Raw genomic sequence first — 10,572 nt, forward strand, 5'->3', positions numbered from 1 at the left:
GGCCGCACACCCCCCGCCCGGCGGGCGCCCTATCCACCCGCACAGGTATTGTCAAGAGGGCAAGACCACCCTATCTGGACGGAGAGCACGCGTGACGCGCAGCGTGTACGTGACCGGGATCGACCGGGGCGACGGCCGGCAGGTCATCGAGCTGGGAGTCATGGAGCTCCTGACCCGCCAGGTGGACCGGGTGGGGGTGTTCCGCCCCCTGGTGCACGACGGGCCCGACCGCCTCTTCGACCTGCTGCGCGCCCGGTACCGGCTGTCGCAGGACCCGGAGACCGGGTACGGCATGTACTACCAGGAGGCGTCGGCGCTCCAGGCCGAGAAGGGCACCGACGAGCTGGTGGCCCGCATCGTCGACCGCTTCCACCAGGTGGCGCGGGACTACGAGGTCGTCCTCGTCCTCGGTACGGACTTCGCCGACACCCAGCTGCCCGACGAGCTCGCCCTCAACGCGCGCCTGGCCAACGAATTCGGCGCCTCGGTGATCCCGGTGGTCGGCGGCAGGAAGCAGCCCGCCGACGCGGTGCGCGCCGAGACCCGCAACGCGTACCGCGCGTACGAGGCACTCGGCTGCCAGGTCCTCGCCATGGTGGCCAACCGGGTCGCCCCGGTGGACCGCGCGGAGGTCGCCGAGCGCCTGGAGGCCCGCCTCCCGGTCCCCTGCTACGTCCTGCCCGACGAGCCCGCGCTGGCCGCCCCCACGGTCGCCCAGATCACCCACGCCCTCGGCGGCAAGGTCGTGCTCGGAGACCACGCGGGTCTGGCGCGCGACGCCCTGGACTTCGTCTTCGGCGGCGCGATGCTGCCGAACTTCCTGAACGCCCTGACCCCCGGCTGCCTCGTCGTGACCCCCGGCGACCGCGCCGACCTGGTGGTGGGCGCGCTCGCCGCGCACAGCGCCGGGACCCCGCCCATAGCAGGCGTACTCCTGACCCTCGACGAGCGCCCCGGCGACGAGGTCCTCACCCTCGCCGCGCGCCTCGCGCCCGGCACCCCGGTCGTCTCGGTGACCGGCGGTTCCTTCCCCACCGCGACCGAGCTCTTCACCATGGAGGGCAAGCTCAACGCCGCGACCCCCCGCAAGGCGGAGACCGCGCTCGGCCTCTTCGAGCGGTACGTCGACACCGCCGACCTGCTGGCCCGGATGGCGGTGGCCCGCAGCGGCCGCGTCACGCCGATGATGTTCGAGCACGAGCTGCTGGAGCGGGCCCGCTCGAACCGCCGCCGCGTCGTGCTGCCCGAGGGCACGGAGGAGCGCGTGCTGCGCGCCGCCGACGTGCTGCTGCGCCGCGACGTGTGCGACCTGACCCTGCTCGGGGACGTCGACGTACTGCGCAAGAAGGCCGCAGACCTGGGCATCGACCTCACGAAGACGCAGCTCATCGACCCGCAGACGTCCGAGCTGCGCGACCGCTTCGCCGAGACGTACGCGGCGCTGCGCGCCCACAAGGGTGTCAGCATGGAGCTGGCGTACGACGTGGTGGGCGACCCCAACTACTTCGGCACGCTGATGGTCCACGAGGGCCTGGCCGACGGCATGGTCTCGGGCTCGGTGCACTCCACCGCCGCGACCATCCGCCCGGCCTTCGAGATCATCAAGACCAAGCCGGACGCCAAGATCGTCTCGTCCGTCTTCTTCATGCTGCTCGCGGACAGGGTGCTGGTGTACGGCGACTGCGCGGTCAACCCGGACCCGGACGCCGTCCAGCTCGCGGACATCGCCGTCCAGTCGGCGGCCACGGCGAAGAAGTTCGGCGTCGAGCCGCGGATCGCGATGCTGTCGTACTCGACCGGCAGCTCCGGCACCGGCGCGGACGTCGACAAGGTGCGCGAGGCCACCGAACTGGTGCGCGCCGGCCGTCCGGATCTGCTGGTGGAGGGGCCGATCCAGTACGACGCGGCGGTCGAGCCGTCGGTCGCCGCCACCAAGCTGCCCGGCTCGGAGGTCGCAGGGCAGGCGTCGGTGCTGATCTTCCCGGACCTGAACACCGGCAACAACACCTACAAGGCCGTCCAGCGCTCGGCCGGCGCCGTCGCCGTCGGCCCGGTCCTCCAGGGCCTGAACAAGCCGGTCAACGACCTGTCGCGCGGCGCCCTGGTGCAGGACATCGTCCAGACGGTCGCCATTACGGCGATCCAGGCCCAGGGCGAGAACGCGTGAACTCCACCCCGAACCAAGAAGGCGCCGTACCCGTGACCGCAGCACATCGCATCCTCGTCCTCAACTCCGGCTCGTCGTCGGTGAAGTACCAGCTCCTCGACATGCGCGACAGCTCGCGCCTCGCCGTCGGTCTGGTCGAGCGGATAGGTGAGGAGACCTCGCGCCTGGTGCACAGCCCGCTCGCCGGCGACGGCGGGAAGCGTGAGCGCACCGGCCCGATCGCGGACCACGAGGCCGCGCTGAAGGCGGTCGCGGACGAACTCGCGAGCGACGGGCTGGGCCTGGACTCCCCCGAGCTGGCCGCCATCGGCCACCGCGTGGTCCACGGCGGCCTGAAGTTCAGCGCGCCGACCGTGATCACCGACGAGGTGCTGAAGGAGATCGAGCGGCTCGTCCCGGTCGCCCCGCTGCACAACCCGGCGAACATCACCGGCATCCGCACCGCCCGGGCGCTGCGTCCCGACCTGCCGCAGGTCGCCGTCTTCGACACCGCCTTCCACACCACGATGCCGGAGTCGGCGGCCCGCTACGCGATCGACATCGAGACCGCCGACGCGCACCGCATCCGCCGCTACGGCTTCCACGGCACCTCGCACGCCTTCGTCTCACGCGAGACGGCGAAGCTGCTCGGCAAGGACCCGTCCGAGGTCAACGTCATCGTGCTGCACCTGGGCAACGGGGCTTCGGCGTCCGCCGTGCGGGGCGGGGAGTGCGTGGAGACGTCGATGGGACTGACCCCCTTGGAGGGTCTGGTGATGGGTACGCGCTCCGGTGACATCGATCCCGCCGTGACGTTCCACCTCAAGCGGGTGGCCGGAATGAGCACGGACGAGATCGACGTATTGCTGAACAAGAAAAGCGGGCTTGTCGGTCTTTGCGGTGACAACGACATGCGAGAGATACGCCGCCGTATCGACGAAGGCGATCAGCGGGCCCTGCTGGCTTTCGAGATCTACATCCACCGGCTGAAGAAATACATCGGCGCTTACTATGCCGTTCTCGGCCGGGTCGACGCGGTGGTGTTCACTGCTGGTGTCGGCGAGAACGCGGCGCCCGTGCGCGCGGCGGCGATCGCGGGCCTGGAGGAGCTGGGACTGGCGGTGGACGCGGATCTCAACGCCGTACGGGCGGATTCGGCGCGGTTGATCTCGCCGGAGTACGCCCGGGTCGCGGTCGCCGTCGTACCGACCGACGAAGAGCTGGAAATCGCCCGGCAGACGTATGCGTTGGTCAACGCCTGAGCGGCATCCCGCCCATTTGTACATTCCACCAGACGGAATATTCCGCAGAGAAACAAACCGATAGGATCCGCCTCATGCGCCGTTCCAAAATCGTCTGCACACTGGGTCCCGCCGTCGACTCCCATGACCAGCTCGTCGCCCTGATCGAGGCCGGCATGAGCGTGGCCCGATTCAACTTCAGCCACGGCACCCATGCCGAGCACCAGGGCCGGTACGACCGGGTCCGCAAGGCCGCCGAGGAGACGGGCCGCGCGGTGGGCGTGCTCGCCGACCTCCAGGGCCCGAAGATCCGGCTGGCGAAGTTCGCGGAGGGCCCGGTCGAACTGGTCCGCGGGGACGAGTTCGTCATCACCGTCGAGGACGTCCCCGGCGACAAGTCGATCTGCGGCACGACCTACAAGGGTCTGCCCGGCGACGTCTCCAAGGGCGACCCGATCCTGATCAACGACGGAAACGTCGAGCTCAAGGTCACCTCGGTGGAGGGCTCGCGGGTCCACACCATCGTGATCGAGGGCGGTGTGGTCTCCGACCACAAGGGCATCAACCTGCCGGGTGCGGCGGTCAACGTCCCGGCCCTCTCCGAAAAGGACGTCGAGGACCTGCGCTTCGCCCTGCGAATGGGCTGCGACATGGTCGCCCTCTCCTTCGTGCGGGACGCGGACGACGTCAAGGACGTCCACAAGGTGATGGACGAGGAGGGCCGCCGGGTCCCCGTCATCGCCAAGGTCGAGAAGCCGCAGGCCGTCGAGCACATGGAGGGCGTCGTCATGGCGTTCGACGGTGTGATGGTCGCCCGTGGTGACCTGGCCGTCGAGTACCCGCTCGAAAAGGTCCCGATGGTGCAGAAGCGGCTCATCGAGCTGTGCCGCCGCAACGCCAAGCCGGTGATCGTCGCGACCCAGATGATGGAGTCGATGATCACCAACTCGCGCCCGACGCGCGCCGAGGCGTCCGACGTCGCCAACGCGATCCTGGACGGCGCGGACGCGGTCATGCTGTCCGCCGAATCCTCGGTCGGCGCGTACCCGATCGAGACCGTCAAGACCATGTCGAAGATCGTCGTGGCCGCCGAGGAGGAACTGCTCTCCAAGGGCCTCCAGCCGCTGGTGCCGGGCAAGAAGCCGCGTACGCAGGGCGGTTCGGTCGCCCGCGCGGCCGCCGAGATCGCGGACTTCCTGAACGGCAAGGCGCTGGTCGCCTTCACCAAGTCCGGCGACACGGCCCGCCGGCTGTCCCGCTACCGCGCGGCGCAGCCGATCCTGGCCTTCACGACCGACGTCGGCACCCGCAACCAGCTCGCGCTGAGCTGGGGCGTCGAGTCCTTCGTCGTGCCGCACGTCGACAACACCGACGCGATGGTCGACCTCGTCGACGCCGAGCTGCTCAAGCTCCAGCGCTACAACCACGGCGACACCATGGTCATCACCGCCGGCTCGCCCCCCGGCGTCCCCGGCACCACCAACATGGTCCGGGTCCACCACCTGGGCGGCGGCGAGAGCGCCTAGTACCCCTTCTGTACGCGACAGCTATGGCCCGCACCGAGTGGTCGTCACTTCGGTGCGGGCCACAGCTCTGGTGGATCAGCCGTTGGCGCCGGTGAAGAAGTTGTGCAGGCCGGGGACCTTGAGCGTGCCGCCGAACTGACCGGCCTGGGTCACCTTGACGTTGGTGAACATGGCGACCGGGACATTCAGCGGCGGCGGCGTCTCCGGGCTGAACGTGACCGGGATGAGGCCGAAGAGGTTGCCCTTCAGCTCTTCCGTGTACATGGTGACCGTGCCGTTGCGAATGGTCGACTTGGAGCCGTCGGCCGCCTGGACGTGGGCCGTGGTGCCGTTGGGGCCGACGACCTTCTGGTGAAGGTCCTGGATGTCGGTTTCCTCGGCGGTGAACTTCAGCACCTTCTTGATCTTGCCGCTGCCGGTCCTGACCTCGACGATGCCCTTGTAGTCGAGCCCGCGCAGGGTGAGCATCGAGCTCTCCAGGATCCACGGGTCGTCCGGCAGGTCCGGGATGCCCTGTTCGAGCTCGGCGTTCGCGAGGGCCTCGTGGTCTGCCGTCGGGCAGGGGAAGGGCTTCTTGCCGTCGGCGGCGGGGTCGTCCGCCTTGCCGTCGGCCGCGTCCTCCACGTCGGCCGCGTCGTCCGCGGTGCCCTTGGCCTCGTCGCCGAGCTCCTCGACCTTGACGCCCGCCTTGTCCGCCGCGTCCCTGATGGCGTCCTTGGTCTTGTCGGCCGCGTCGCCCACAGGGTCCTTCGGGTCTCCGGCGTCGGGCTTGCCTGCGTCGTCCGGCTTGTCGGCGTCGGGCTTGGCCGTCGAGCTGTTGCCGTCGGCCGCGGGCTCCGTATCGGAGGGCTCCGGAGCAGCGGTTTCCTTGTCCGGCCCGTCGAGTACGTCCTTGATCGCGTCACCCACACCCAGCGGGTCGAGCGGGTTCTTGGTCTCGCTCTCCGTCGGTGTCGGTGTGGGCGTCGGCGTGACGGTCTTGCCCGCCTCCGGCTCCTTGGTGGGCTCGGTCGCCGGCGCGGTGGTCGGCACGGTGCTGCTCGCGCTCACGTCCGGGGTCTCGCCAGGCTTCGGCGTCTCGGCCGGCTTGTCCGGCGTGGTGCCCGGACTCGGGATGGCCGACGCCGAGGGCTTGGCCGACGGGGACTCGGACTTGGAAGCGTCCGGCTCGGGGGTGTCGGAGCGGGTTACGCAGGGGCCCGGGGCGAAGGGGTTCGTCACCTGATCGTCGGCGAGTGCCAGCTTCGGGGTGAGCCCCATGCCGACGAACACCGCTGTGGGCATCGCGGCCAGAGCCATCGCCTTGCCGGCGGGTATCTGCAGCTTCGTCAGGAGCGACTTCTTCGGGGCCGCGTGACGCGGCCCGCTTCTTTCACGGACCCGGTCGCCTCCGGCCGCGGTCAGCTCCGCCTCGTCACCCCGCACTGTTCCTCCCGCCATTGGCGTCAACAGATGTCTCGTACGTGTGGTCCGGGCCGACCGCCCCGCCGACCGGCTCGCCGGGCGCGTCCGGCCTGGCCGGCGCCCAGGAGATGGACAGGGCTCCGCCGGTCAGCGCCAGCAGGAAGCCGACCCCGAAGCCGCCCAGATTGGACACGGGGATCGAGACGAGCGCCAGCAGAATCGAGGCGACGCCCGCGAAGACGCGGACGATGTGGTGGTACCACATGGTCAGGCCGAGAGTGACGAGCAGTACGCCGATGATCAGCGAGCCCGCTCCCGCGGTGGTGGCCATGGCCATCGTGAGGTGGCCGATCTTGATTTCGGCGTACGGAAGCCAGGCGATCGGCACACCGCCCACAAGGGTGAGCAGGCCCGCCCAGAACGGCCGGCCGCCCCGCCAGGCACGAAAGCGCAGCCGCCAGTAAGAGAAATCGCGGCTCGGACCCGAGGACTCGGCGCTCATGGAAAACAGCTCCCTGGAACCGGTGTTGCTGTGCAGAGATGAGGGAGGGGCAGCGGGCGGGACGACGTATGACGCGCCCCGCCCGCAGACGGAGTGCTTAGTAGCACTCCTTGACGCCCTTGTGGAGCTTCATGCTCAGACCACTGAGCTTGAAGGTGCCGGCCGTGGTGGCCCAGGCCTTCTGCTTCACCTTGGTCAGCACGGCCTCGTCGGCCTGCTGCGAGAAGCCGTACTTGTTGGCCTTCGTACCGGGCTGGATCCCTGGGCCCTTGGTGGCCGAGCCCGCCGCCACACCGATGTCGATGTTCTTGAACTCGGCGTTGGCGCCGAGCTCCTCGACGTCCAGGTACAGGTTCTCCGCCTTGACCGGCGTACCGTTTCCGCCAGCCGTGAGCTGGAGGGAGATGTTGCCGAAGACCGGGACGTTGGGCGTCACGACCGACTGGCACATCTTGGTGATCTCGGCGGTCTTGAACGCAGACACGGCGACCGGGTGGGCAGCCTTGTTGCCCTCGAGGTCGGTGCCTTCGGCCATTCCTCCGTACTGGAAGAAGCCCTTACCTTCGAGCCTCTCCGCGCTGACCTTGAAGCTCTGGCCAGAGACGCTGAACGACGCCGCGAGCGCGCCCTGTGCGAGGGCGACACCTATCGCGGCCGTCGCGGCCACACTCGGCACCATGACGACGGCGAACCGCTTCCATCTGGTCCCGCCACGAACTGCAGACTCCATGACTTTCCTCCTTCTCGGACGTACATCTCCGGTACGGGCAGGGGCCCGCAGGGGGATGGGAGAAGTGCTACGTCCTCGGGAAGGAGAGCGCCCGTATCGGAGGCGCGAACGACTTCCGAATCACCGGCGATCACCCCCGAGCGACAACCACTGGCCACGCATTCGCGCAACCTGCTGGACAGGCCCCGCCGTTCGGCAGAGACCCCCCTGTCCACGGCCGGCGCCACTGTCGCCGACCGGCTCGGTGGGGAACCAACGGGACCGCGGCACCGATTGGCTGTCGGGCTGGTGCGGTATTGGACCGAGCGTGGCCGATCGTGGTGCATTCGAGGCCGGGACACAAGGGGTTCGTTACTCGCTAGTAACGGCCGGATAACCGAAGCGCGACCGGCCGGTATCGAGGGGCCACGGACGGTGCCGCCAAGTGACGGCTGAAACGCAGTGATTGTCGCCCAGAAACGGGCAGAACACCTTGATCGACTTACTGCGAGTAACAGCGGCCGCGTTTACCAAGTTTCAGTAAAGCGCGGCCGCCTCTTGTCACTGTGTCGCCAAATCAACCCTGGTCCGAGGGGCCGGTCAGAACAGCACCCTCGCCAGCGCGGCCCGCGCCTGCGCCACGCGCGGGTCGTCGCCGCCGATCACCTCGAAGAGGTCCAGCAGGCGCACTCGCGCGGCGTCGCGCTCGTCACCGGCCGTGCGCCGCACCGTGTCGACCAGACGCGCGAAGGCGTCCTCCACGTGTCCGCCGACCAGATCCAGGTCGGCCGCGGCGATCTGCGCGGCGACGTCGGACGGGTTCTCGGCCGCGTTCTTGCGCACCTGCTGCGGATCGAGCCCCTGGACGCGCGCGAGGAGTTCGGCCTGCGCGAGGCCCAGCTTGGCCTCGGTATTGGCCGGGTCGTCGACCAGCACGTTCTTGTACGCCTGCACCGCGCCGCCGAAGTCGTTGGCGTCCAGCGCGCGCGCCGCCGCCTCGAGCAGCGCGTCGTACGGACCGGCAGGCGTCTCGGCCGGCTCGGCCGCACCGGCGCCCGCCTCCGCGTCGACGGCGATACCCGTCAGACCGAAGCGCTCCTCCGCGACCTGGATCAACTGGTCCAGCGTCTCGCGGATCTGCGCCTCGGGGGCCGCGCCCTGGAAGAGCGGCAGCGCCTGTCCCGCGACCACCGCGAAGACGGCCGGGATCCCCTGAATCCCGAACTGCTGCATCAGCATCTGGTTGGCGTCGACGTCGACCTTGGCGAGGAGGAAGCGACCGTTGTACTGGACGGCGAGGCGCTCCAGAAGCGGGCCGAGCTGCTTGCACGGCTCGCACCACTCGGCCCAGAAGTCGATGACGACCGGGACTTCGGCGGAGCGCTGGAGGACATCGCGCTCGAAACCGGCTTCGTCGACATCAATCACCAGACCGGCCGGGGCAACGGCTCCGCCCCCACCGCTCCTGGCGGCCTCGGCGCGCGCCTGCTCCGCCTTCTGCCGGGCTTCGCCGGCTGCCTTCACCGCGGCGAGGTCGACGACGCCGCTCATGGACATGTTCCTAGGCTGCATGCGTACATCCTCCCCCTTTCGCGCGCGGTAGAGAAAAACTTGTGCCCGTTACGTCAACCGGACACACGAACCGCGCCCGCCCGCAGCCCCCCGCCGGTTGCGGGGCGTACGGACGAACACGGCCCAAGGTCCCGAGGAGGACCGGTTTCGGCGCGGGGTCCCCACCCTCGCGCCAGTGGCTGTCGCTCTTTCGCTACTGGTCGTAGCGTAACTCGAAAACCGGCCGCCGCGCCCCCTCGTACGGTGATCTCCCTCACGGACCGCGCTGACACCCGCCACCGCGCTATCTACACGCCACGTACACCACCTACCGGCCGGTATGGTCGCGCTCATGCCATCGAGCCGCCCCCCACACGCCTCACACAGCACCCCGACTCCCTCCCGCACCGGCCGCCCCCGCAGCGTCGAGGCCCATGCCGCGATCCTTGAGGCGACGAGGGCGGCGCTGGTGGAACTGGGCTGGTCGAAGCTGACGATGAGCGACGTGGCGAGCCGGGCGCGGGTGGCCAAGACGACGCTCTACCGCCGCTGGGCGAACAAGAGCGAACTGGTCGTCGACGCCGTGGCCGTCCTCTTCGACGAGCTCCGACTCCCCGACCGGGGCAGCCTGACGGCGGACATTCAGGGCGTGGTCCTCCAGTTCGCCGCGCTGCTCGACCGGCCCGAGGCCAAGACCGCGCTGATGGCGGTGGTCGCGGAGTCGACACGCGACGAGGCACTGCGCGAACGTATCCGCTCGGCGATCGTCGACCGCCAGAAGCGCCTGGTGCTGCTGGGCCGGGAACGCGCGCAGGCGCGTGGCGAGCTGCCGTACGAGGAGGACCCCGAGCAGGCGGCCCGTAACGCGGACCTGATCTTCGACGTCATCGCCGGCGCTGTGGTGCACCGGGCCCTGGTGAGTGCGGAACCGGTGGACGGCGACTGGGCGCACACCTTCTCGCTCCTCCTGGTGAACGGCCTCACGGCGGGACCGGCGCCTACCCTTCACACCCCGGAACGCACGTAACCCCGCACGTGATGGATCCCAACGCCCCTCCAACCCCACGCACCTCAGGCCTTACGCCTCCCGCCATCACAGGACCGTTTCGGCCCACGGGTGCCATCCGGCCGTACGGATCGACTCGAACGCTGTGGCTGGAGTGACAGCCCGCCCGCAGTGGACGCCACACCGAACGCGGATGCCCAACCCACGCCCGTCCCGCACCCGCCGAACCAACGCCCGCCCCACCAACACCCGTTTTCCGCACCCGCCCCACCCACGGCCGTCCCCGCACCCGCTGAACCAGGGGCCGAGCCACCCCTAGACCTCACGCGCCCCACCCACCGGACCCGCCGCCCGGCAGCGGCGAGCCGCCACTCCCCAAGCCGTCCCGTGGGCTCCCCCCGGGGGCCGCCCCCCAGAAGCATTGCGGCGGAGGTCCGGCGGTCAAGGGTGAAGCGAAGCGCAATCGCCGCAGGCGACGCGACGCAGG

8 protein-coding genes are annotated in these 10,572 nt (G+C 69.7%); 4 read left to right on the plus strand and 4 right to left on the minus strand.

What is annotated here, in order from left to right:
• The first annotated feature begins 91 nt into the window (after positions 1-91).
• The 3 genes from pta to pyk all read left to right on the plus strand — a co-directional run bounded on the left by pta (position 92) and on the right by pyk (position 4,913).
• On the plus strand, positions 92-2,167 hold the full coding sequence (gene pta / locus G412_RS0121370; RefSeq protein ID WP_028813857.1) for a phosphate acetyltransferase: 2,076 nt from the start codon (positions 92-94) through the stop codon (positions 2,165-2,167).
• Positions 2,168-2,199: 32 nt separating this feature from the next.
• Positions 2,200-3,408 (plus strand): acetate kinase, encoded by a 1,209-nt coding sequence (locus G412_RS0121375; RefSeq protein ID WP_028813858.1) that lies wholly within the window; start codon positions 2,200-2,202, stop codon positions 3,406-3,408.
• A gap of 74 nt (positions 3,409-3,482) precedes the next feature.
• Positions 3,483-4,913 (plus strand): pyruvate kinase, encoded by a 1,431-nt coding sequence (gene pyk, locus G412_RS0121380; protein WP_028813859.1) that lies wholly within the window; start codon positions 3,483-3,485, stop codon positions 4,911-4,913.
• 75 nt (positions 4,914-4,988) lie between these two features.
• Here pyk and G412_RS0121385 read toward each other — a convergent pair whose 3' ends face one another.
• The 4 genes from G412_RS0121385 to G412_RS0121400 all read right to left on the minus strand — a co-directional run bounded on the left by G412_RS0121385 (position 4,989) and on the right by G412_RS0121400 (position 9,100).
• Positions 4,989-6,338: a hypothetical protein gene (locus G412_RS0121385; RefSeq protein WP_028813860.1), complete on the minus strand. Its 1,350-nt coding sequence runs from the start codon at positions 6,336-6,338 to the stop codon at positions 4,989-4,991.
• On the minus strand, positions 6,328-6,819 hold the full coding sequence (locus tag G412_RS0121390; protein WP_028813861.1) for a DUF6114 domain-containing protein: 492 nt from the start codon (positions 6,817-6,819) through the stop codon (positions 6,328-6,330). The genes G412_RS0121385 and G412_RS0121390 overlap by 11 nt, the downstream gene beginning before the upstream one ends.
• A 97-nt stretch (positions 6,820-6,916) precedes the next feature.
• A complete protein-coding gene (locus G412_RS0121395) occupies positions 6,917-7,549 on the minus strand; it encodes a DUF6230 family protein (RefSeq protein ID WP_028813862.1) in 633 nt (210 codons plus the stop codon).
• A 579-nt stretch (positions 7,550-8,128) separates the two neighbouring features.
• On the minus strand, positions 8,129-9,100 hold the full coding sequence (locus tag G412_RS0121400) for a tetratricopeptide repeat protein (RefSeq protein WP_028813863.1): 972 nt from the start codon (positions 9,098-9,100) through the stop codon (positions 8,129-8,131).
• Positions 9,101-9,431: 331 nt separating this feature from the next.
• On the opposite strand from G412_RS0121400, the gene G412_RS0121405 reads away from it, so the two are divergent.
• Positions 9,432-10,106, plus strand: coding sequence for a TetR/AcrR family transcriptional regulator (locus G412_RS0121405; protein ID WP_028813864.1), 675 nt, complete (start codon positions 9,432-9,434; stop codon positions 10,104-10,106).
• Positions 10,107-10,572: the final 466 nt, after the last annotated feature.

It is taken from the genome of Streptomyces flavidovirens DSM 40150, from assembly GCF_000429085.1.
Taxonomy (GTDB): domain Bacteria; phylum Actinomycetota; class Actinomycetes; order Streptomycetales; family Streptomycetaceae; genus Streptomyces; species Streptomyces flavidovirens.